Here is a 24,735-nt window from a genome sequence, read left to right on the forward strand (position 1 = left end):
TTATTGAAGTGGTTTTTTTAGAAAGATTTAAGTCCACCAACTACAGGTAAAGTAAGTTGTGTTTTATCTAAATCTACAGTAAGTTCTGTTCCAGGTTCTGGATGTAATGTGTAATCTTTATCACTTGAAAAAATCATTAATCCGATTTGTTGTCCTGCTTTTATAATTTGATCATCTGGTTGCAAATCAAACGTAACTTCATAAAATTTACCAGGTTTTAGGGGTTTGCTCTCAGTTAACGATTTATAGTTTTGCGGGTCTGCCCATCCACGTGTAATAATATTATCAGTTGTTTTAATGCGTCTGCCTTCATTCCATGGTAACGATACCAACCAAACAGATAAGTTAGCGGCAGGTGTATTACTTGCTAATGTTACTGTAATTTTTGGTACTCCAGAAATATGAATGTCTTTACTTAGCTTTGGTGTAACATATAACAGTCTGTGTTTTGTTATTTCTGCTCTTGCCAATGCTTCACCGTTAAAAGAATAATTATCAATAAGTGTTTCGGTATCTTGAGATTCTGGTTTTAAAAGTGCTAAACTTCCAGTTTTAGGCGCTCCCGAAGTAAGATGGAATGTAACATTCTCAGCAGTCGGATTCGGATAATCTGCATAAGATGTTGGGTTTTTCATATCATCACCTTCACGAACAATAAATGCTTTGTGTTGCTCATTTTCAATACCATTATCTATGTCATGTAAATAATGTGTAAACCATTTGTTCATCATAGATACTGGTGGCGGGCCACCATGCCCAAATTGATGGTAATAAATGGCGGTTTCCAATCCCATTGCTTTCGCTTTTTTGTATATCCTGTAACTATGCTCTGGCATAACGTTCCAATCATTAAATCCATGAGACATTAACATGGCAGCTTTCATGGGTTTCATGTCATTTAAATAATCTCTACCAGCCCAAAAATCATTATAATCACCAGTTTTTCTGTCCATACCATTTTTCATTTCGGTATCTCTAACTCTTTTATTATTAGCGGCACGTTTGGTTTCATCTCCACTATGGATATAATCGTATAACACATCAATATCTTCACCTAAATAGCCTCCAGGAGAGCGTACCAATCCATTACTTCTATAATAGTGATAATACGATGTATTTGGCGCTACAGGAATAATAACTTCTAAACCATCAACACCAGTAGTTGCAGCGGCAAGCGGTATTGTACCGTTATATGAAGTTCCTGTCATACCTACTTTACCTGTGCTCCAATAAGCGTTTACTTCTTCATCACCATAAGGCTCAGTATATCCTTTTGCTCGTCCGTTTAACCAATTTATTACTGCTTTAGGTGCTAAAGATTCGTTATCGCCACCAACAGTTGGACTCCCTTGAGATAAACCTGTACCAGGAGATGAAGAATGTACAACAATATAACCACGTGGCACCCATGTTTTAATTTGAGAATTAGAAATTATAGGGCGTTCGCCACGACGCGTTACTTCTGGATGTGCGCGTTCTGGACCGATGTCTCCTAATTCATGTTTTACATCCCAAAATACACCATCTACATCTGGCGCAACACCGGCATAATATGGGCTAGATTCATAAATTACAGGTAGTTTTAAGCCTTCGGTGTCTGTTTGGTAAGGTCGTGTTACAGCAACGTGCATTCTATCTAACTTACCATCGCCATCAGAATCAAATTCTGTTTCTACAAACAAATCGTGTCTTATCCATTTTTTTGGCGTATTAAAAGCATCAACTATTTGTGCTTCACCATCTTTAAAAATGGGCGTGGTTTGTTCTTGCGCTGTTGCGCCCAAAAACGTTAACAATGCAAGTAGCAAAAATCGGTGTTTAATATTTGTCTTCATCTAATTTATTTTTTTTCGTGGTAAGTATCTTTTAGGAATAGGTTGCTCTTCTGTTTCTTGTGCCCAAAGTAAGTTAACAATCCACCAACGGTTTTCATCATTTATAAGTTGAATACTATTTATACCACGCATAAAGGGTTTTTTATCGTCTTTACTATGAAAACACTGGTAAGTAGTGAATACGTGAGCAATATTCCCAAAAATATTGACTTCTCTGTTTATCTCTTTTTCAATAAACCCATTCATTTTTAACCATTTATCAGAGTTTTTTATATACTCATCTGGCGTTATATATTTTGCTTTATAAACAAAATCTTCATTTATTCCCGTTGGAATTAATTTAGCATTTGGGTAAAATAGAAATTTAAACTGTTTCCAATTACGATCTTCTTCTTTTTCAGCAGAAATAACTTCGTATAGTGCTTTTACAGTTTTATGAAGTGTAAGCACTTTAGAACTATCAATAACAAATTCTTGCTTTTCGGTGTTCTTTTTTTCTTTAGCTTTTTTTTGTGCTTGTATAGATATTGTGAAACAGCACAAGAGAAAGAGAATTACTATTTTTTTCATTTTTTAAATTGATACAAAATAAAATGCAAAATAATAAATTACTAAGCCATAAATGGTTAAGAGCATCATAAATTATTAGACGTCGGTTTGCAGGATTTCAAGGTATGAAAATTATATTTACAGACTATTAAAACCTGTTGTTGTCGATATAAATTTAGCTTAATTTAAAACGATAAATTCACTCAAATTAACATTACACTACTTGTAAATCTTTTTAATCCTATCTAGATTACGCTTATTATCTCTATCCTTAATACTTTCGCGCTTATCGTATAATTTTTTACCTTTTGCCAAGGCTATATTAAGTTTTGCATAGCCTTTATCATTTATAAATAAACGCAACGGTATAATAGTTAGTCCTGTATTCTGTACTTCTTTATTTAACTTTTTAAGCTCCTTTTTATTTAAAAGTAACTTTCTAGTCGCTTTAGGTTTATGGTTGTAGTAGTTACCAAAAGCGTACTCTTGTATGGTCATATTCACCACAAAAAGCTCTCCGTTTTCACTAAACTCACAAAAACTTTCTGCAATAGAGGCTTTACTGCTTCTTATAGATTTTATTTCGGTACCCGTTAACACAATACCAGCCGTGTACTTATCTAATATTTCATATTGAAAGCGCGCCTTTTTATTCTGTATGTTAATGGTTTTTTGCATAAGAGCAAAACTACATAAATTCCGATAAAGTAGGAATTCAAATAGGTGCTTTCAAATTAAAAAAAATAAAACAGCTGTTGTATGGTAATTAAAAAACGTTAAATAAAAACTAATCGATTTTTAAATTTGTATAAATGCTACTACTTTAGCCATATAGCTTTTACTTAATATGAAGAAATCTTTACTCGTCATCCTTATTGCCACAATAGTTTCATCTTGTGCAACTGTAGAAAAACATAATGCCCAAATAACCAAACTTCACCCAATAAATGATTTAAAAGAAGATGTAGATAATTTATATACCCAACTAAAAAGGCATCACCCTAAATTGTATCAATATACATCGCAAGCCTTTATGGAATCTAGGTTTGATAGCTTAAAACAAACCATAAGAGTACCCTTAAATTCTAGAGACTTTTACAAAAAAGTAGCGCCAGTACTCACCACTGTAAGGCAAGGACACGTGTCTATACGTCCACAAGGCAAACAATTTAAAAGAAAAGAACGCAAAGTGCTATTAAAGAAAAAATTTGAATTTTACGATTTAGATTTTGATTACAGAGATAATAAACTTTTTGTAAAACGCACTATAGGTAAAGATTCCTCTTTTGTAGGAGCAGAGGTTATTGATATTGCAGGAGAGTCGCCAACAGATTTAGCCGAAACCTACAAAACACGATTTGCATCAGATGGTTTTAATACCACTTTGTTTGATAGATTTGTAGGTAAGGGTTTTAGAGCGTTTTATATAAGAGATAAAGGGTTTTTAGATAGTTTAGAAGTTACATTTAAAACTAAAGATTCTACGTTTTCTAAATTATTTAAACGCGTACCTAAAAAAGAAAAGAAAATAAAAGATTCTACCGCTACAAAAAATGATAGTATCAAAAAACCAAAACCCAAAAAACTAAGCAAACAACAAAAAGATAGCCTGAAATTAGCATCAAAAAAGCGAAAAAAATTCAGAAAAAAACACGGGTATATTGCCAGAACTAAAGAATATACAAGAAATTTTAATTTTATAGGCGAAGATAGTACCGTAGCTTACATGAAAATACGAGGGTTCTCAAATGGTAATTACAAAAAGTTTTACGAGGCAAGTTTTAAAAAAATAGACTCAGCAAAAGCCAAACACTTCGTTTTAGATTTACGTGATAATGGTGGCGGACGTATTGCCGAAATAGAGCATTTATATTCCTATTTAGTAGATAAAGAATTTCAATTTATCACCGAAAGTGAGGTAAATAGTAGAGTGCCTATTCTTAAATCAATTATGAGTAATACCACCCCAACAAGCCTCAAAATACTATCAGGTATTTTATCCCCCATTCTAATAGTTCAAAATCTACTCAGGGTTAAAAAGAAAGACGGTAAATTGTATTACAACTTTAAATATGCCAAACCAGAAGCACCAAATCCCCTTAATTTCAAAGGTAAAATATACGTCCTTATTAATGGTAATTCATTTTCCGCATCGTCCATAATTTCCACAAATTTACATGCTACCAAGCGTGCTACTTTTGTTGGCGAAGAAACCGGAGGTGCCTATAACGGTACTGTGGCAGGGTTTTACAAGCTATACCAATTACCAAATTCCAAATTAGTAACTAGAATTGGACTTATGCAAATAGAGGCGCCTTACAAGCAACAACCCGATGGTTATGGCATAAAGCCTGATGTTAAAATTGTACCAACCGTAGCAGACGTATTGCAGCAAAAGGACCCAGAATTAAATTGGATTTTAAGTGACATTAAAAACAATATGAATTAAAAACATTAGGGCGTTACCCTATCGGGTCAGGCTTTCACTACTCAATCCCTCCTTCGTCGGGGATTTCAAACATGCCGTTCAATCCTTAACGCGGGTACGCTTGCTAAAACCAGTATAGCCCAATTTTAAGGCATATTTTTTTATGGTCTTCCCACAAAACATTCGTATTTTTGATTTTCATTTTATAAAATTCAAAATCACACTATGAAATCATACGATGTAGCCGTTATCGGTTCGGGTCCTGGAGGTTATGTTGCCGCAATACGTTGTGCGCAATTAGGCATGAAAACTGCAATAATAGAAAAGTATAACACCCTTGGCGGCACCTGTTTAAATGTAGGTTGTATACCAAGTAAAGCACTTTTAGATTCCTCTCACCATTACGATGATGCAGTAAAACATTTTGAAACACATGGTATTGAAATCCCTGGTGATATTAAAGTGAATTTAGAAAAAATGATTGCGCGCAAGCAAGCCGTTGTAGATCAAACCACAGGTGGTATCGATTTCTTAATGAAAAAGAATAATATTGATGTATACCACGGTTTAGGAAGTTTTAAAGATGCAACACACATAAAAATAGAGGGAGATGCACCAACCGAGATAGAAGCAAAAAAAACCATAATTGCTACAGGAAGTAAACCTGGAAACCTACCATTTATAGAATTAGATAAAGAGCGCATCATTACATCAACCGAGGCTTTAAAACTCAAAGAAATACCAAAGCACTTAATTATTATTGGTGGTGGTGTTATTGGTTTAGAGTTGGGGCAAGTTTACAGACGCTTAGGTGCTGAGGTTACTGTGCTAGAGTATATGGATCGTATTATTCCAACTATGGATGCTGGCTTATCAAAAGAATTAAATAAGGTATTTAAAAAGGCTAAATTTAAAATGCAAGTGTCTCACAAAGTAAAATCTGTAGTACGCAAAGGCGATGAGGTTATCGTAAAAGCAGATAATAAAAAAGGGGACGAAGTTGAGTTTAAAGGCGATTACTGTCTGGTATCTGTAGGGCGTCGTGCATATACTGCTGGTTTAAATGCAGAAGCTGCAGGCGTAAAGCTAGACGAGAGTGGTAGAGTAGAGGTTAATGGCCATTTACAGACTAGTGCATCAAATATTTATGCTATTGGCGATGTTGTAAAAGGAGCTATGTTAGCACACAAAGCCGAAGAAGAAGGGGTATTTGTCGCAGAAACGATGGCAGGACAAAAACCACATATAGATTATAATTTAATTCCAGGCGTAGTGTATACATGGCCAGAAGTTGCAGCAGTTGGTAAAACCGAAGCACAACTTAAAGAGGCAGGAATTGAATATAAAACAGGGCAATTCCCAATGCGTGCTTTAGGTAGAAGTAGAGCCAGTATGGATTTGGACGGATTTGTAAAAATTTTAGCAGATAAAACAACCGACGAAATTTTAGGTGTACACATGATTGGTGCAAGAGCAGCAGACCTTATTGCAGAAGCTGTAGTAGCTATGGAATATCGTGCCAGCGCAGAAGATGTATCACGTATGTCTCATGCGCACCCAACATTTACAGAAGCTATTAAAGAAGCAGCACTTGCTGCTACTGAAGATAGAGCGTTACATATTTAATTAATATTCAAATAATTTTTAAAGCGAACTAACAATTTAGTTCGCTTTTTTGTGTTTAATAAATTAACATTTAATTTAAACAAAATAAATGAAATTATGTAATTTTACAGTTTATAACTTGCTTTTATGATACACCCAAAACTATTATTTATTTCACTGCTTTTACTATGTTCAGTATTAGTTTCAGCCCAAAATAAATATACTATTAGCGGTACAATTACTGATGCATCAAACGGAGAAACTGTTTTTGGAGCATCAGTTTTTTTGGAAGGTACTACAATTGGAGCCATAACAAACGAGTATGGTTTTTACTCTATTACAGCACAAGAAGGCGATTATAAAGTAGCTGTGTCATACATTGGTTATGCTAGCAAATGGAGAAAAGTAACACTTGATGGTAATTTAAAAATAGATTTTGAGCTTTCTGAACAAAACACCCAACTAGATGAAGTTTTAATAGTTTCAGAGGAAACCGAAAGGCTCAATATTAAGAGTCCGCAAATGAGTGTTTCAAAGTTAAAATTAAATACAATTAAAAATATGCCAGTAGTTCTGGGAGAAGTTGATATTATTAAATCTATACAGCTTTTACCTGGAGTTACAAATGGAGGCGAAGGTTCTGGAGGTTTTAATGTTAGAGGTGGTGCTGCAGATCAAAATTTAGTACTTCTTGACGAAGCTATCATTTATAATACATCTCATTTATTTGGGTTTTTCTCTGTATTTAATGCAGATGCTATTAAAGATGTTAAATTATATAAAGGCGGTATTCCTGCACGTTTTGGGGGTAGGGTATCATCGGTTTTAGATGTACGCCAAAAAGACGGTAATAGTAAGAATTTTGAGTTAAATGGTGGTATTGGTATCATATCAAGCAGGCTTTCTGCCGAAGGTCCTTTGTTTAAAGATAAAGGCTCTTTTTTAGTTGCAGGTCGTGGGTCTTATGCACATTTATTTTTACAGGCTACCGGAGGAGAAAATAGCGCTTCTTTTTATGATTTAAACCTAAAAACAAACTATAATATAGATAAAAATAATAAGCTGTATTTGTCAGGTTATTTTGGTAGAGATGTATTTAATTTTGGTGCAAACTTTAATAGTGGCTATGGCAATGCTTCTGGAAACTTAAGATGGAATCATATTTTTAGCGATCGTGTATTTTCAAATCTATCATTTATCTACAGTGATTATGATTATATTTTAGATTTTAAGTCTTTTGATTTTGATTGGATTTCAGAAATAACCAATTATAATATCAAGTATGATTTAAGTTATTTTCAAAGTAATAAACTTCAATTAGATTTTGGTTTTAACGCCATATATTATGATTTCAATCCTGGAGATATTAATCCAACTACCGAAACATCTTCAATTAATCCATTACTATTAGATCAAAAACGTGCTTTCGAAAACGGGATATATGCTAGTGCAGAATATAAGTTTTCAGAAAAATTAACCGCTACAGTAGGTTTGAGATATAGTTATTTTATAAGACGAGGTGGGCAACCTATAACAGAATATGAAAATGGACTACCAATAGTGTATAACGAAACACTTGGCGTATATGAGGAGGGTAATGTTGTAGGCGTAACAAATTTTGCAAAAAACCAAACTATAAAAACCTATGGAAATTTAGAACCACGTTTAGCATTAGCATTACAACTAAACGACAATGCTTCAATAAAAGCAGGATATAGCCATACAGCACAATACATTCATTTATTGTCAAATACCTTATCGGTTACACCATTAGATGTTTGGGCACCTAGTGGCAGTTTTATAAAACCGCAACTATCAGACCAATATGCTATAGGGTATTTTAGAAACTTTAATAATAAAAGTTATGCTCTAGAAGTTGAAGCATATTATAAAACTGTAGATAATAGAATTGATTATGTAGATGGTTCAGAATTAATTGGTCAAAACACTATAGAAACCGAAATTTTAGATGGAGAATTAAGAGCTTATGGTTTAGAGTTTTTATTCAGAAAAACAAAAGGCGATTTTACGGGATGGCTAGCCTACACATTATCAAAAGCAGAACAGCGAACTCCAGGAGGTGCTGCTGGCGGACCAGGTATTAACAATGGCGACTGGTATTACGCTGCACAAGATAGAACACATGACATATCACTCACAGGTAGCTATAAATTAAATAATAAATGGAATTTTGGCGCTAATTTAATTTATCAAACAGGGCGACCTGTTACCTATCCTGATGGGCAATACACTTACGAAGATTTAAATATTGCAAATTTCTCTGATAGAAATGCAAGTAGGTTAACCGATTATCATCGTATTGATGTTTCGGCGACTTACCGACCCAATAGAAAACCAGATAAACGCTGGAAAGGCGAATGGGTATTCGGTATTTATAATTTGTATAATCGTAGAAATGCGGCATCAATATCTTTTGGACAAAACAGAGAAACTGGTGCTAATGAAGCTACGCGAACTGCCATTTTTGGTATAGTACCATCAGTATCTTATAATTTTAAATTTTAAATCATGAAACAGTATTTATATATAACTATCGTTTTTATTGCACTTATAAGTGTGTCTTGTACAGATGTGGTAAATGTAGATGTGCCAGAAGCGGCTCCAAGATTGGTGGTAGAAGCTTCTATTGATTGGGAAAAAGAAACTCAAGGTAACGAGCAGTTTATAAAATTATCAATGTCAACACCATTTTTTGACAATTTAACTAATACTGCCGTATCAGGAGCTTCAGTCATAATTACTAACACTACAACTAACGAAGTATTTGAGTTTTCAGATCAGGGAGAAGGTATTTATAGCACCTCTAATTTCTCGCCGGTTTTAAATCAGTCTTATACTTTAGAAATAAATTATCAAGGAGAAACTTACATAGCAGAAGAAACGATGACACCTGTCGTGGATATTGATGAAATAAGTCAAGCTAGAACAGGAGGATTTGATGACGAAGCTCTAGAGGTTAGCCTATTTTTTAACGACCCTCCAAACGAAGAAAATTTCTATTTTTTTAGATTTGAAGAAGAAGGTGATTTACTGCCAGAATTATTGGCAATCCCTGATGAGTTTACCGATGGTAATAGAATGAATGTGTTTTTTGAAAAAGAAAGTGATGATGATATTGGTACAGCTGAGTTTGAATCTGGAGACGTAGCTTTTATTAAGTTTTATGGTGTATCAAAACAATATTTTAATTATTTAGACATACTTATAGATCAATATGAAAATGCTCAAAATCCTTTTGGTACAGTACCAGCGCGGTTAAAAGGTAATGTTGTAAATTCAACAAATCCAGATAATTATGCTTTTGGATATTTTAGGCTAGTTCAAGTTATTAATGTTACTTACGTATTTCAATAGGTACATAACACGTTTATTATATTTTAAATCTCCTGCTATTTAATTAAAAAATGTAATATTTAATTAACTATATGTGTTGTAGGTTATATCACATAATAGTTTTTTTAAATTCTATGTGACTTTGTGTTAAATGATGTGTCTTAAAACATATCAACTATTATCAATTAGCAAACGCTACATTTGAAAACCCTAGAAAACATTAAGAATACGTCAGACGAGGATCTGGTAAAAGCAATTGTGGAAAATAACAACACATTGCTTTTTGAGGTACTTTACGACAGGTACGCAACGGTAGTATACAATAAATGTTTTGGTTTTGCTAGAGATGAAGATGAAGCCAAGGATTTAACTCAAGATGTTTTTCTGAAGTTATTCGTAAAATTGGCTAGTTTTAAAGGAAAATCAAAATTTTCAACATGGCTATATTCATTTACTTATAACCATTGCGTTAACTATGTTACAAGAAATACCGCCAAAAAATTTGAAAAACAATCAGTTGATTATAAAGATATAGAGAATCTTTCTGAAGAAGAAGAAGATGATAACAGCTTTCTAAGTATGAAAGTTGATAAATTAAAAATAGCATTAGATTTAATTTCTCCAGAAGAGAAGATGATAATATTAATGAAATACCAAGATTTCTTAACTATTAAAGAAATAGAAGAAGCCTTGGGTATTGGACAGAGTGCAGTTAAAATGAGAATTAAACGCGCTAAAGACAAGCTATTAACCGTATATAACGAAAATAAAAATTAATGGATAATCCATTTAAACATATAAACCAACCCATTCGAGAAGTTCCTCCAGAATTAAAATCGAAAGTAATGAGTGATATTGCTATGGCGAAACTCATTATGGATTTGGCAGCTTTGTTTTCATATAACTTCAGTCACGTTATAGAATCAGTTGTCAGTAAAAGAGATAAGAAAAACCAAAACGAATAACCAATTATAACCCATTGATTATGAATTTTTTAGAACAATTAAAAGGATCATTACAAAATATTTGGATAGATATTGCAGCATCCGCACCAAAGGTATTACGCGTGCTGGCTCTAATTATTATCTTTCTAATAATAACCAAAATTATAACAAGCGTACTTAAAAAGGTACTTGTTAAGGCAAACGTTAACAAATTAGGCGATAAACTTAACGAAATCGAACTATCAGAAGGTAAAAGTTTAAATATCAACTTAGTAAACGTATTAGTAAAAACAGTAAAATGGTTGCTTTACATCATATTAATTACAATAGTAGCAGATGTACTGGAATTAACTACCGTCTCAGAAGGTTTAAAAAGTTTTATTGGTTATTTACCAAAACTCTTTACTGCATTAGTTATTATAACATTGGGCTTACTATTTGCAACTTTTGTTAAAAAAACGTTGCAGAATTTATTTGAATCTGTAGAATTATCAGGAGGTAAATTAATAAGTCAGCTAGTATTTATATTACTAATGGTATTAATAAGTATAACTGCTTTAAACCAAGCAGAAATTAATACTGAAATTATTACAAGTAACATAAAAATGATACTTGCTGCGTTTTTATTAGCATTTGCTTTAGCATTTGGTTTAGGGGCACGTAACGTTATAGAAAAAGTTTTAAATACCTTCTATACAAGAAAATTATATGAGGTTGGTAAAACCATTACGTTTAATGGTGTACAAGGAGAAATAGAATCTATTAACAGTATATCAATAACATTAAAAACAAAAGACGGTAAATTAATAGTACCTATTAAAGATATTGTAGAGAGTCAAGTAAGTATTCAGGATTAACTTTAAGTTAGGGTTAAAATTTGGTTGGTTACTTTTCTGTGTAACGAAAAACTCTCTACATGTTATCATCCCTTTTCATTAATTTGAAAAGGGATTTTTTTATTCCACAAAGTATTTTTTTATTACAAATCCTACAAATAAAATATTTCATCGTATTTTTTAGTAGTTTAAACTATTTTTTTGTCAAAAACATAAAATAAAAGAGAAACTATTAGCTATCTCATATCATTGTAGAAGTAACCAAAACTCTCAAAATTTTGACCGACGAACAGATTATAGAAAAGATAAAACAAAACGGTAATACAGAACTTTTTGGAATTATCTATGATAGATTCTCTCAAAGAATCTATAACAAATGCTACAGCTTTGTGAAAAATGAAGATGAAGCTAAAGATTTAACACATGATATTTTCTTAAAAATTTATGTTAGCGTAGATAAATTTAATGGTACATCTAAGTTTTCTACTTGGGTATATAGTTTAGTTTACAACCATTGTATAAATTATGTAAATAGATGTCCTGTAAAAAAACATGAAACTCCCATATTAGATTTCTTTGAAATTCCTGTTTTTACGGAAGATTTTGAATTAGAAATATTAAAAAAAGATATTACTAACAAGAAATTACATTATGTTTTAGACAATTTATCACCTCTTGATAAATCTATTTTACTATTAAAATATGATGAGAATTTAACTATTAAAGATATTAAAGCGCAACTCAATATAAGCACAAGCGCAGTTAAAATGAGAATTAAAAGAGCGAAGGAGCGATTTTCACACATATACAATTCTACAACATGTGTTGAAAATAAACAATTTTTAAGTGCTTCTTAAAGCATTAGAGAGTCAAGTAAGTATTTAGGACGATTTTAAGTTAGGGTTAAAATTTGGTTGGTTACTTTTCCTGAGTACCGAAATGGCTCTCTAAAATTTATAATCCCTTTTCATTAATTTGAAAAGGGATTTTTTAGTAAATGAATATTTTAAGTATTTAAGTAATTAAAACGTTAGGTTTATAACAAAAATTAGACTTAGAAAATAAATAACTTAAAATGAATTTAACAGAACAATTAAAAGAAAAAAAGGAACAATCTGCTGCAAACATACCTAAAGATAAGTTAGATGTTATGTTAAACAGTACACAACAACTTATTAATCAACATTTGTCAAATAATGCCCTGAATGTAGGAGACACTATAGCTAATTTTGAATTACCTAACATAAATAATGAAAAAGAAAGCTTAAATAGTTATTTAGATAAAGGCGCAGTAGTTATTTCATTCTATAGAGGTGGATGGTGCCCATACTGTAATTTAGAGCTTAAAGCACTACAAGCTGTACTTCCAGAAATAAAAGAAAAAGGAGCGTCTTTATTAGCGATATCTCCTGAAACTCCAGATAATTCTTTGAGTACTTCTGAAAAAAATAAATTAGAGTTTTCAGTTTTGAGTGATATTGATAATAAAGTAGCTAAAAACATGGGTTTAGTTTTTAAAATGCCAGAAGCGCTAAAAGATGTGTACAGCGCGTTTAATTTAGATGTTGCTAAGCATAATGGTAATAAAGATTATGAGTTACCTATGGCAGCAACCTATGTAGTAAATACAAAAGGAACAATAACATATGCGTTTGTCTCAGAAGATTATACCGAAAGAGCCAACCCTCAAGATATTTTACAAGTACTGTAAAAAAGTAATAGTAAATTAGTGTATAAAAATCCCTTTTTAATGTATTGAAAAGGGATTTTTTAGTAATATAAATTAAAATTGATACTTTAGAGTGTTTAAATTTTTAAAAGATGAAAATATACTATTCTATTATAATAATTTTTACGTTTTGTAGTGTGTTGTTTTCTCAAGCCACAATTCCAGAAGATTATAAATTAGTTTACACTCAAGATTTTGAATCACCACAAGCGATTAACGATTTCGAAACGACTGACCCTAAAGTATGGCGCATTTCTAAAGGCGATAATGGTAACTGTATGGAGCTTTTTGAAAAAAGCAATTATAAACCAGAAGTAAGATCGCCATTCAATATAGCTATAATAAAAGATGTGCTCGTTGGTGATTTTGTGTTTGAAATCAGATTAAATCAGAATGGAAGAGAATACGGGCATCGCGATTTATGTTTGATGTTTGGGATAACTAACGCCTCTAATTTTTATTACACACATATCGCTTCGAAAGCTGATGCACATGCAAATTCTATTTTTATAGTGAATGATGAACCTAGAAAAAGTATAGCTTCAGATAGAACAAAAGGCACAAATTGGGGTGCTGTTGATGACTGGCATACCGTAAGAATAGTGAGAAAAGTTAAAGAAGGCCTTATTGAAATTTATTTCGATGATATGACAACTCCTATAATGAAAGCAACAGATATGCATTTTAAATCTGGCAACTTAGGTTTTGGCTCTTTTGATGATACCGGAAAATTTGATGATATTAAAGTTTGGACACCAAATATCTTAAAAGCCAAAACAGGCATATTTAATTAGAATTTCCCTAAAATTTTTTAATACCTCTTTTTCATCCATTTGAAGACGGTTTTTTTGTTCATAACAGTATTTATTTTATCATCCAATAAAAATAAGTGGACCATTATAATTGAGTCAACATATCAAAATTATAAGAATGAAAAAACTAAAGACATAGGTGTTTTTTTGGCGGAGAATTAGCCTTAAAAGTTAATTATAGTTCAATTTAGCTTCCAGTAGGTTTACGCCACTATTTCTTTTTAAATGAAGCATCAAAAGTATTAGTTAATGTTTTATATATACAAGACTACACCTTTAATTCATCAACTGAATACATTAGAGCAGATGGTTTTGATTTAAAGCCTTTATAAGTTGAAACAAAAGGAATAAACAATTGGGGATTTGGTGTTGGTTATAAATGGAACGATACATTTAGTGTGGAATTTAGACACCCAACGTAAAGAGAAATTTTAGCAGGAAATATTAGTGATGGTTCTAAATATGGTTCTAATTCAATAATACTTGGGTATTCTATGTTTTAAATAACTTTTGTAGTCTTTTCTTTTACAGCTAGTATAAATACGTACAATTACGTATTGATTCTTTAGCAGGAAAAATCTAACTTCGCTTATCGAACAATATAGTTCATTGAAACGGAACTATATCTAAATCATTAGCAAAAATAAAAAAACCCGAGTGGACGAACCGGCTCGGGTACCATGGTGTTTTTTCGTGAGGGTGCCGAAGCAGTAAAGTTTTTTCTAAGATACTATCCGCCTTTTTCTTGGCAACGAAAAGCCTTTACTTTATTTATTAATCCCCAATCCTCCTTGGGACATGGTAAAAATACAAATTTTAAACGTAAATTGTCATTCGATTTTTAACTATGTCAAAAATAATAATACCTTCTATTAACGTTTCAAAATTGGACTTATCCAACCAAAACTTAACTAAGATTCCGACAGAAATTTTCTCACTTAAAAATTTAAAATCACTCGATTTAAGTAATAATAAAATTTCCACAATACCATCGGATATATTAAAGCTCAAACAACTTAAAAAATTAGATATTTCAAATAATAAAATCTCAAATTTTTATGCCAAAATTTGTCACTTACCTAAACTACAAGTTTTAAACTTAAATAATAACTCAATAAAAACTATTCCAAAACAAATAAAACATTTAGTTGAATTAAGAGTCTTTAGTATCGCAAACAATTACCTTCTTTCTTTTCCAGATGAAATTTCGGAATTAAATAAATTATTGAAAATCAATTTTTCAAAAAATCAATTTGAGTCATTCCCTGAAAGCTTATTTGAAATCAAAGATTTAAAAACGATTTGGTTGAATAATTTAAAATTAAAAACATTTCCAACAAATTTAATTTTGGCAAATTTCAAAGATTTAAATGCAATTTATTGTTTTGGACAAATATTAGATTCAGAATTAATTCATCCTAATTATGTTCACCTATCTAAAATTAAAGGAAATTCATTCTCTGAATTAATAAAATTAAATTCTCAACTTAATCGAGAGCCTCAAGAGAAAAAAGCAACTATGATTAAAAATAATAAAACCCAAACTGAAAAAAAGAAAATATTCATTAGCTATTCTCATCAGGATTCTGGCTGGTTAAAGGAAGTAAAAACGAATTTAAAAGTTTTAAGTTACCAAGACGTCGATTTTGATGTTTGGGATGATACTAAAATACATTCAGGAGCAAAATGGAAAAAAGAAATAGAAAAAGCATTAAGTGAATGCAAAATTGCAATATTATTTATATCTACAGATTTTTTAGCTTCTGACTTTATCCAAAATAATGAACTTCCTCCATTACTAAAAAAAGCTGAAGAAGATGGTACAATTATATTGCCTTTAGTAGTTGGCTATTGCAGATTCACTAAAGACAAAAATTTAAAAGATTTTCAAGCGGTAAACGACCCAAATGAACCCTTAATTTCATGCAGTAAGGCTGATGTTCAAAAAATCATGGTTAAGTTAACTGATGATGTGGAAAGCTCATTGCAGAGATGAGTTACTCTTGCTCTTGTTAACACTATATATAGCAAATTGGGCGATTAGTCTTTAAGCCAAAGGTTGTTGTCTATTTGCAAAGTCGCCAAATCTTTTGATTTGGTATTAAAGAAGAAAAATTAAAACAAAATAAAAAGATTTGGCTTGTGGCTAAACCGAAAATAATCGTTTATTTATTGCCCAACATGCCATATATTTAACGATAACCGTAACTTCTCAAAACCTACTTCCGTTTCTTATTCCGCTTATTATAATTTTTATCCCCGCGGGTTTTAGGCTTTTTATATTTTGCAGCAATTTTAAATTTATAGCTCCCGCCTAAATTTTCTTTAGAATTTTTTTCAGACTTTTCATGAAACGCTGGTCCTGGCGCATCTTCGTCTTTTCGTTTTGTGGGGTTGTTGCGTTCTCTTATTTGTGGACGTTCTTCTTCAATAAGTTCTGTAGAAATTTCAATAGTTTCTGGCAATTCCAAAACAGGAACTTCCATAGTCATTAAAGTTTCAATATTTTCAACAGCGTCTTGTTCTTTGTCGGTTGAAAACAACAAGGCTTCACCTTCGCGTTCTGCACGCCCTGTTCTACCAATACGGTGCATGTAATTTTCTGGGTATTGCGGTGTATCAAAATTGATAACATGCGAGATATTATCAATATCTAAACCACGCGCCATAACATCAGTAGCAATTAAAATTCTATGTTTTCCTTCACGAAATTGTTCTATGCTGCGTAGGCGATAATTTTGTGTTTTGTTAGAGTGTATCACGCATACTTCTTCTGTAAAATAATCGTCTAGTTTTTCAAAAAGGCGATCTGCCATACGTTTAAAAGCAACAAAAATAAGCACTTTGTTAAAGCGGGCTTCGTCTTGCAATAGATGTACCAATAGATTGAGTTTGGTGTAAAAGTTAGGTGCATTATAACGATATTGCGCAATATTATCTAAAGGTGTACCAGAAACGGCTATAGAAACACGTTGTGGACTTTTAAAGAAATCGGTAATTAAGGCATCTACATCTTCTGTCATAGTAGCCGAAAACATAATGTTTTGTCTACGAGGAGGCAGTATATCAAAAATATTAATTAGTTGGTGTCTAAACCCTAAATCGAGCATCACATCAACTTCATCAATCACCAATTTTTGAATGGATTTTAGTTGTAACGTTCTGCTCACTGCTAAATCATATAAACGCCCTGGCGTTGCCACAATAATATCTAAACCTTGTGCAACAGCTTGTTTTTGGGTGTTGATATTGGTGCCACCATAAACCCCTAAAACACGGTTATTAATGTATTTAGAAAGCTTTTCAATTTCCTCAACCACTTGTACAACCAATTCGCGCGTTGGTACCAAAACCAAAACACGCGGGTTGTCTTGCTTCGAGAATTTTAAATTCCGAAGAATAGGCAACATATATGCAAAGGTTTTACCAGTACCTGTTTGTGCAATACCTACAACATCTCTACCAGAAGCCACAATATTAAATGCTTCGGCTTGAATAGGCGTAGGGGTTGTAAACCCTAAATCGTCTAAGGCGTTATAAAGTGGTGTGTTTAAATTGAGGTCTTGAAAAATCACAATCGAGCTATTTAGCCAACAAAGTTAAGCTTATTATTTAGTTTAAATTAAATGCGCTTGGGCTATTTCAATAGTATAACTTGCTTTAAAGATTTCACCTTTGGGTAATTCTAAAATACCGTCTTTTGTTTTCAGGTTTTTGTCGGTGTTTTCATGGTCCGCAATACCCAGCCAAGGCTCAATACATACATAATTGCCATTTGGTTTTGCCCAAATGCCCAAATACTCGAAATCTTCATAACTAACAGACAGTATATTCCCTTTTTGTTTACTCTTTAAAGTAACGTTTCTAGATTTTAAATCTTTAAAAATTAAGGCGTCTTCATTAAATAACTCATGTGTTAAAGGCAAAATATTACTATCATCAAAAACGGATTTAGTTTCAGAAGATATCAACCCATTTTCCATATTTATTAAATGTCTTTTAGAAGTTTCAGCATGTTCAAACTCTAAATAATAATCCTCATAATTCTCATTTTCAAAAACAGGACATTTAAAAGCGGGATGCCCACCAACTGAGAAATACATGGTTTTTGTGTCACAATTTTTTATGGTATGCTTTATGGCAATACGATTATCTTCTAATGTATATGTGATGTAGAATTCAAACTTAAAAGGATATATTTTTAACAAAGCATCATTTGATGTTAACTTAAAGCTTAAGCTGTTTTCGGTTTTATTATGCAATACAATATCCTTGTTATGCCTTACAAAACCATGTTTTGGTAATTTATAGGTTTCATCTTCAAAACTATAAGTATCCGCTTTTAAAGCGCCAATAATTGGGAATAGGTTTGGGGCATAACTTTCCCAAATTTTAGGGTTAGCATCCCACATAAAATTGGTGTTGTGTTTTATAGACACTATTTTACATAACTCAGCACCAGCATCTTGTACTGCTATTTTTAATTTATCATTTTGTATTGAAAACATACGATATGGTATTTTATACAAAAGTCTTAATTTTTTAAGTATTCTAAGTAACTTTGCTTAAAATTCATCATAATTTTTACTTGAGGACAACACAAACGCATACTCTAAAAGATCCTGCAAAATTTAAAAATCAATTACTGATTTGGGCGCAGCAATATGATGATATAGTTTGGTTAGATTCCAACAATTACGAGCAGAAGTTTACAAGTTATGATGCTGTTTTGGCTGTTGATGCGTTTACAAGTATAAAAACAGATTACCATCAAGGTTTTGAGAAGCTTAAAGAATATCAAACCATCACGAAAGACTGGGTTTTTGGATATCTTACTTATGATTTAAAAAATGATATTGAAGCCTTAAATTCTAGAAACAAAGATGGTTTAGGTTTTCCAGATTTATTTTTTTTTCAACCTAAAAAACTCTTTCTCATAAAAGATAATCTGGTAGAAATTCAATATTTAAATTGTGTTGACGATGAATTGGAGGTAGATTTAAAAACCATTAGTCATTGCGAGGAGGTACGACGTGGCAATCTTTGTAGTGATGTAAAGATAAAACTCCGCATCCATAAAGACGACTACTTCTCTAAAGTCAATAAAATTCTAGAACACATCCATCGTGGTGATATTTATGAAGTTAATTTTTGTCAAGAGTTTTATGCCGAAAATACCTGCATTCATCCTTTGGAAACCTATCAAAATCTAAATGCAATTTCAAACCCACCATTTGCATCTTTTGTTAAACTTTATGATAAGTATATCTTGTGCGCTTCACCTGAACGTTACATTAAAAAGGAGGAAGAAACCATTATTTCGCAACCCATAAAAGGGACTGCAAAACGATCTAATAATCAAGAAGAAGATAAAAGGCTAAAAATAGCTCTAGAGCAAGACGAAAAAGAGCGTAGCGAAAACATCATGATTGTAGATCTGGTACGTAATGATCTCTCTAAAACTGCTCTAAAAGGTAGTGTAAACGTAGAGGAATTGTGCAAAATTTATACCTTCGATCAAGTGCACCAAATGATTTCTACAGTCACTTCAAAAGTAAGCGCAGAAACACATCCTGTAGACATTATTAAAACAACTTTCCCCATGGGAAGTATGACGGGTGCGCCAAAAATTTCTGCAATGCATATTATAGAAGATTTAGAAGAAACTAAACGCGGTGTCTATTCTGGCGGTATTGGTTATTTTACGCCCACTGGAGATTTCGATTTCAACGTTGTTATCCGCAGTATTCTTTATAATGAAACCAAACAATATATCTCATATTCCGTTGGTGGTGCCATTACATCAAAAAGCGACCCGTTAAAAGAATACGAGGAATGTTTGGTAAAAGCCAAAGCCATGCGAGAGGTTTTAGAGAATTAATTTTTCAGGGCGCAACCCAATGGGTCGGGCTTTCACTAGTCGCTCTCTGCGAGGAGCTCCAACAGGCCGTTCAATCCCTTGCGCACTTATCAGCCAACGTCGTTTTCAATACAACACTACATCTAGCCAAAAAACTTTGTGACTTTGCCATTTTGCGAGATTAAAATAAACCGTAAATTTACATGTGCTAAAAAAACTCAAAACACATATAGAAAACAACTTCTTTTTTATAAAAGAACGCAAACTGCTAATTGCCATTTCAGGAGGCATCGATAGTGTAGTACTAACACATTTATGCCATAAACTAGAGCTTAATATTGCACTAGCACATTGTAATTTTAATTTGAGAGGAGACGAAAGTGATGCTGACGAAGATTTTGTTGTAGACCTAGCCGAAGATTTAAATATTGAAGTATTTACGCAACGTTTTGATACCGAGGCTTATGCTAAAGATAAGAAGTTGTCTATCCAAATGGCGGCAAGGGAACTTCGCTATAATTGGTTCGGGGAATTATCAGAGCAATTAGACTTCGACTATATTTTAACCGCGCACCATGCCGATGATAATTTAGAAACGTTCCTAATCAATTTAACAAGAGGAACAGGGTTAGAAGGTTTAACGGGTATTCCAGAAGTCAATGACAAATTTGTACGTCCGTTATTACCATTTTCAAGTGAAGACATTGGGGCGTTTGCCAAAGAACAAAACATCAAATGGCGAGATGATAGTAGTAACAAATCCGTAAAATATCTCCGTAATAAATTGCGACACGAAGTTGTACCCATTCTAAAGGAAATCAATCCAAGTTTATTACAAAGTTTTCAAACGACTTTAGAGAATTTAAACGATACAGCAGACATAGTAGAAGAAAGTACCAACGCAGTACTAAAGCGTGCTATTGAAACCATGAATGAGCATTATATTACTTTTAAAATTTCAGAATTTAAAAAAGTAAATAATCCAAAAGCTTACATGTTCGAGGTATTTAAAAGTTTCGGATTTACAGAATGGAATGATATGGTAGATTTATTGGATGCCGAAACGGGGAAACAAGTGTTATCAAACACACATCGCCTTATTAAAAACCGAGATCAACTATTACTAAGTCCATTTAAAACTAAAGACGTTCCAAATGAAATTAGTATTTCAGAAAACGAAATAAAAAAAGAAACCCCATTCGGAATCTTGTTTTTTGACGAAGCCGATGCCATTACAAAATCTAAAAAAAATATCATTTATATAGATAAGGATAAATTAAAATATCCTTTACAACTCAGAAAAAAACAAGAAGGCGATATTTTTTATCCATTAGGGATGAAAGGTAAAAAGAAACTAAGTAAATATTTTAAAGACGAAAAATTATCGTTGTTAGATAAAGAAAATGTATGGTTGTTATGTTCTGATAATGACGTTATTTGGGTGATAAACAGAAGAGCAGATGAGCGTTTTAAAGTGACTAAAACCACCAAAACTATTCTTAAAATTGAATTAAAGTAATAGTGTTTTACTACTGCTAAGTAAAAGTATTTATATTTAAATGAGATGTAATTTTACTAAATAGCATCTAAACAATTTCTTATAAAAGGTTTAGTTTTTAGATAGAAAAAAAATTAAGTTATAAATTAAGCTTTGCGCTCTAAAAGTGCCATGTAAAAACCGTCAAATCCTTTTTCGTGCGCCAGTATTTTTTTGTCTTTTAGTAATTCGAAATTTTCACCAGCTTCCGATTTTAAAAAGGCATTTACTTGATTTTGGTTTTCAGAGGGTAATACAGAACATGTAGCATACACTAGTTTACCACCTGCTTTTACCATTTTAGAGTATTGTTGCAAAACGTCTTGTTGTACACCTCTAATACGGTCTAAAAACTCAGGTTCTAATTTCCATTTGGCATCTGGGTTTCTTCTAAGTACGCCTAATCCAGAACATGGTGCATCTATTAAAACACGATCGGCTTTATTGTATAATTTTTTGATGGGTTTTGTAGAGTCAATTACTTTTAAATCTACATTGTGCACACCGTTTCTTCTTGCTCTTATTTTAAGTTTTTTAAGCTTACTTTCATAGATATCCATAGCTACAATTTGCCCTTTATTTTGCATTAAAGATGCAATGTGTAACGTTTTGCCACCAGCGCCTGCACAGGTGTCTACCACTTTCATACCTGGAGCAACATCTAAAAAATCGGCTACAAGTTGAGAGGATGCATCTTGCACTTCAAAATAGCCTTTTTTAAAAGCATCTGTTACAAAAACATTTGCGCGTTCTGTAAGTTTTAATGCAGAATCGTAACCTTTTATAAATTCGGTTTCTATATCTGAATCAGAAAGAATATTTTGTAATTTTTCTTTTGTAATTTTTAAGGTGTTTGTTCTTAAAATAACATCTGCTTTTTCGTTTTGCATTGCTATTTCTTTAGTCCATTTGGCTTCACCTAATTCGGCTACACCAATCTCGTCCATCCAATCTGGAATAGATTCTCTTAGTTTTCTAACTTTTGAGAGTTCATCAAACTTCCCTTTTATTTTTCGAGTTGGTGTGTTTTCAAAGTATTTCCAATCTGGTAGCTTTATGCCTTTTAGAGTTGTCCAAACGGCAAACATGCGCCACAGGTTGTCTCTATCAAACGGTTCTTTTACTTCTGCTATTTCTGCATATAAGCGTTTCCAACGTACAATATCATAAGTGGTTTCTGCAACAAAACCTCTATCTCTTGAGCCCCAACGTTTATCACGTTTTAGGAGTTGCTGTATAACTTTATCAGCATATTCTCCTTCATTGAAGATTTTAGTTAAGCCGTCTATTACTGCAAAGCAAAGGTTTCTGTGTAAACGCATTTTATTAGTACTCAGTGTTCAGTGGCAGTTTGTTGTGCGTTGGCAAACTAAAATTGAACTGGTTAAAAATTTGACCGCAAAGGTACATTATAATTGTTTAAATGTTGATTTGTTTATGTGTTTATAAGTGGGTGCCGTTTTAGGTTGATTTATGAGTTTGTTTTCTTCTCTTTTAAGAGGTTAGTGGGAGAAAGATTTTAATTGTTGTTTTGTTTATATAGTTAAGAGAAGCCCTAGGTTTTTGTGTTTTGAATTGATTTGATAGTAGGTGTTTTAGCACTGGTTGTCTTATTTTTTAGGAGGGTTTTTGCAGGTAGCTTATACGTTTGGTTATTGCACCTTACTTTGGCAGATGGGTGCGTTAAGGATTGAACGGCATGTTTGAAATCCCCGACGTAGGAGGGATTGAGTAGTGAAAGCCTGACCCGACAGGGAAACGCCAAAACATAAATTTTAATTAAACTGTTTGTGTTTTATTTATAATTAAAATTTAATTATAAGAATCCGTTGTGCATTTTGAGTTGAAATAAACAGTGTAATGTGAGTTCGAGTGATGTTTTTGATAAAAAAATCGTATCGAGAACCAATTCCTATTAAAATTCTTATTCTCGAGACAAATTTCACTCATTACAATCGTGAAATTCACTCGAATTGACAGAATTTTTTCAAAATGTACAACGGGTTATAACATTATATTTTATGCTTTGTGATTGTAGTAGTTATAGTGTTATAGAAAACGAAATAAAGGAGGAATAAGAGGAGTAATATTTAATGAAACGAGAAATTTGATAGGATGCAATTAATTAAATGAAAAGTTTTGGGTTTATTCTGGGAGCTTTTTTATTTTTAGGGAAAATATTTTATGAGGTACTTCTTAATAGTCATGACTATAACTATCTTCTTATCATGCAAAAATCAGAATAAAAGCTTTGGTCGGAATCTTTCAAAGATTTGGATTAGAGACATTATGGTAGATTCTTTAAGGAGTATCAGAGCGATTGATTTAATTGATGAAAATATATACTATGCTTGCAATGATGGGAGATATGGCATAGTATTAGAAAATGGATCTAAAGTTATTGATAATGTGAAATTTGATACATTATTTCCGTCATTTAGATCAATAACTCATACAAAAAATAAACTTTTTATAATGAGTATTGAAAGTCCTGCATTACTATATAGTTATGAAAAAAGCAAGAAGCACAATGCATACATTGCTTCACAAAATATTGTCTACCAAGAAAACCACCCCAAAGCTTTTTACGATTCAATGGAATTTTGGAATGATAATGAAGGTATTGCCATTGGAGACTCCACCGATGGTTGTTTAAGTGTGATTATCACCCGAGATGGCGGAGAAACCTGGAATAAATTATCCTGTAATGATTTACCAAAAGGTATTGAAAACGAAGGTGCTTTTGCAGCAAGTGATACCAATATTGCTATTGTAGGCGATAATACTTGGGTAGCTACTACTGCTGGTCGTGTGTATTATTCATCAGATAAAGGTAATACTTGGAGTGTTTTTGATACACCAATAGTTAAAGCAAAAGATACTGAAGGCATTTACTCTATCGATTTTTACGATGAATTAAACGGATTTGCGATTGGAGGTGATTATACCAAACCAGATGATAATGCGGCAAACAAAATAAGAACAAAAGATGGCGGTAAAACTTGGGAACTTGTAGCTAAAAATGAAAATCCTGGTTACAGAAGTTGTGTGCAATATATTCCTAATAGAGCAGGAAAAGAGCTAGTTGCTATTGGTTTTAAAGGTATAGATTATAGTAATGATTCAGGAAGCACTTGGAAACATTTGAGTGATGAAGGCTTTTATACCATTCGGTTTTTAAATGATTCTGTAGCCTATGCTGCTGGTAAGGGTAGAATTTCTAAACTTACTTTTAGAGAATAAAAA

20 protein-coding genes are annotated in these 24,735 nt (G+C 32.3%); 14 read left to right on the forward strand and 6 right to left on the reverse strand.

The features are described from left to right. Positions 1 to 17: 17 nt before the first annotated feature. The 3 genes from ACKGJY_RS09085 to smpB all read right to left on the reverse strand — a co-directional run bounded on the left by ACKGJY_RS09085 (position 18) and on the right by smpB (position 3,062). The gene (locus tag ACKGJY_RS09085; RefSeq protein ID WP_413973560.1) at positions 18 to 1,835 is read right to left on the reverse strand and encodes a Xaa-Pro dipeptidyl-peptidase; all 1,818 of its coding nucleotides are present in this window, start codon (positions 1,833 to 1,835) and stop codon (positions 18 to 20) included. Beyond that, entirely contained in the window at positions 1,836 to 2,405 is a 570-nt protein-coding gene (locus tag ACKGJY_RS09090; RefSeq protein WP_413973561.1) for a hypothetical protein, read from the reverse strand. It abuts the gene before it with no gap. Between the two features lie 198 nt (positions 2,406 to 2,603). Beyond that, positions 2,604 to 3,062, reverse strand: a complete 459-nt coding sequence (smpB, locus tag ACKGJY_RS09095) for an SsrA-binding protein SmpB (RefSeq protein ID WP_413973562.1) — start codon at positions 3,060 to 3,062, stop codon at positions 2,604 to 2,606. 169 nt (positions 3,063 to 3,231) lie between these two features. Between smpB and ACKGJY_RS09100 the strand changes: the two genes are divergently transcribed. The 11 genes from ACKGJY_RS09100 to ACKGJY_RS09150 all read left to right on the forward strand — a co-directional run bounded on the left by ACKGJY_RS09100 (position 3,232) and on the right by ACKGJY_RS09150 (position 16,088). After that, positions 3,232 to 4,833, forward strand: a complete 1,602-nt coding sequence (locus ACKGJY_RS09100) for a S41 family peptidase (RefSeq protein ID WP_413973563.1) — start codon at positions 3,232 to 3,234, stop codon at positions 4,831 to 4,833. 204 nt (positions 4,834 to 5,037) lie between these two features. Beyond that, positions 5,038 to 6,438 (forward strand): dihydrolipoyl dehydrogenase, encoded by a 1,401-nt coding sequence (gene lpdA / locus ACKGJY_RS09105; RefSeq protein WP_413973564.1) that lies wholly within the window; start codon positions 5,038 to 5,040, stop codon positions 6,436 to 6,438. 126 nt (positions 6,439 to 6,564) lie between these two features. Continuing rightward, the gene (locus tag ACKGJY_RS09110) at positions 6,565 to 8,943 is read left to right on the forward strand and encodes a TonB-dependent receptor (protein WP_413973565.1); all 2,379 of its coding nucleotides are present in this window, start codon (positions 6,565 to 6,567) and stop codon (positions 8,941 to 8,943) included. A gap of 3 nt (positions 8,944 to 8,946) precedes the next feature. Further along, on the forward strand, positions 8,947 to 9,792 hold the full coding sequence (locus ACKGJY_RS09115) for a DUF4249 domain-containing protein (protein WP_413973566.1): 846 nt from the start codon (positions 8,947 to 8,949) through the stop codon (positions 9,790 to 9,792). A gap of 237 nt (positions 9,793 to 10,029) precedes the next feature. Further along, positions 10,030 to 10,548, forward strand: a complete 519-nt coding sequence (locus ACKGJY_RS09120; protein WP_413973567.1) for an RNA polymerase sigma factor — start codon at positions 10,030 to 10,032, stop codon at positions 10,546 to 10,548. Further along, positions 10,548 to 10,736 carry a hypothetical protein gene (locus ACKGJY_RS09125; RefSeq protein ID WP_413973568.1) on the forward strand — a complete coding sequence of 63 codons (189 nt, stop codon included), beginning with the start codon at positions 10,548 to 10,550 and terminating at the stop codon, positions 10,734 to 10,736. Before ACKGJY_RS09120 ends, ACKGJY_RS09125 begins: the two co-directional genes overlap by 1 nt. 20 nt (positions 10,737 to 10,756) lie before the next feature. Beyond that, a complete protein-coding gene (locus tag ACKGJY_RS09130; RefSeq protein WP_413973569.1) occupies positions 10,757 to 11,572 on the forward strand; it encodes a mechanosensitive ion channel family protein in 816 nt (271 codons plus the stop codon). 257 nt (positions 11,573 to 11,829) lie between these two features. Next, positions 11,830 to 12,408, forward strand: coding sequence for an RNA polymerase sigma factor (locus ACKGJY_RS09135; protein ID WP_413973570.1), 579 nt, complete (start codon positions 11,830 to 11,832; stop codon positions 12,406 to 12,408). Positions 12,409 to 12,626: 218 nt separating this feature from the next. Next, a complete protein-coding gene (locus tag ACKGJY_RS09140) occupies positions 12,627 to 13,262 on the forward strand; it encodes a peroxiredoxin-like family protein (protein WP_413973571.1) in 636 nt (211 codons plus the stop codon). A 110-nt stretch (positions 13,263 to 13,372) separates the two neighbouring features. Further along, positions 13,373 to 14,074, forward strand: coding sequence for a hypothetical protein (locus tag ACKGJY_RS09145; protein WP_413973572.1), 702 nt, complete (start codon positions 13,373 to 13,375; stop codon positions 14,072 to 14,074). An 865-nt stretch (positions 14,075 to 14,939) separates the two neighbouring features. Continuing rightward, positions 14,940 to 16,088, forward strand: coding sequence for a leucine-rich repeat domain-containing protein (locus ACKGJY_RS09150; RefSeq protein ID WP_413973573.1), 1,149 nt, complete (start codon positions 14,940 to 14,942; stop codon positions 16,086 to 16,088). Between the two features lie 223 nt (positions 16,089 to 16,311). On the opposite strand, the gene ACKGJY_RS09155 is transcribed toward ACKGJY_RS09150, so the two are convergent. Then, entirely contained in the window at positions 16,312 to 17,667 is a 1,356-nt protein-coding gene (locus tag ACKGJY_RS09155) for a DEAD/DEAH box helicase (protein WP_413973574.1), read from the reverse strand. 42 nt (positions 17,668 to 17,709) lie between these two features. Continuing rightward, on the reverse strand, positions 17,710 to 18,600 hold the full coding sequence (locus tag ACKGJY_RS09160; protein WP_413973575.1) for an aldose 1-epimerase family protein: 891 nt from the start codon (positions 18,598 to 18,600) through the stop codon (positions 17,710 to 17,712). Positions 18,601 to 18,680: 80 nt separating this feature from the next. Here ACKGJY_RS09160 and ACKGJY_RS09165 point away from each other — a divergent pair, with 80 nt between their 5' ends. Together ACKGJY_RS09165 and tilS are read left to right on the forward strand one after the other, a co-directional pair. Then, on the forward strand, positions 18,681 to 19,973 hold the full coding sequence (locus ACKGJY_RS09165; protein ID WP_413973576.1) for an anthranilate synthase component I family protein: 1,293 nt from the start codon (positions 18,681 to 18,683) through the stop codon (positions 19,971 to 19,973). 184 nt (positions 19,974 to 20,157) lie between these two features. Next, on the forward strand, positions 20,158 to 21,471 hold the full coding sequence (tilS, locus tag ACKGJY_RS09170; protein WP_413973577.1) for a tRNA lysidine(34) synthetase TilS: 1,314 nt from the start codon (positions 20,158 to 20,160) through the stop codon (positions 21,469 to 21,471). Between the two features lie 125 nt (positions 21,472 to 21,596). Here the strand turns inward: tilS and ACKGJY_RS09175 are convergent, their stop codons facing one another. Next, complete coding sequence (locus tag ACKGJY_RS09175; RefSeq protein ID WP_413973578.1) at positions 21,597 to 22,811, reverse strand: RsmB/NOP family class I SAM-dependent RNA methyltransferase; 1,215 nt, start codon at positions 22,809 to 22,811, stop codon at positions 21,597 to 21,599. 883 nt (positions 22,812 to 23,694) lie between these two features. Between ACKGJY_RS09175 and ACKGJY_RS09180 the strand changes: the two genes are divergently transcribed. Then, the gene (locus tag ACKGJY_RS09180; RefSeq protein WP_413973579.1) at positions 23,695 to 24,732 is read left to right on the forward strand and encodes a WD40/YVTN/BNR-like repeat-containing protein; all 1,038 of its coding nucleotides are present in this window, start codon (positions 23,695 to 23,697) and stop codon (positions 24,730 to 24,732) included. Positions 24,733 to 24,735: the final 3 nt, after the last annotated feature.

The organism is Hyunsoonleella sp. 2307UL5-6 (assembly GCF_047345485.1).
GTDB lineage: Bacteria > Bacteroidota > Bacteroidia > Flavobacteriales > Flavobacteriaceae > Jejuia.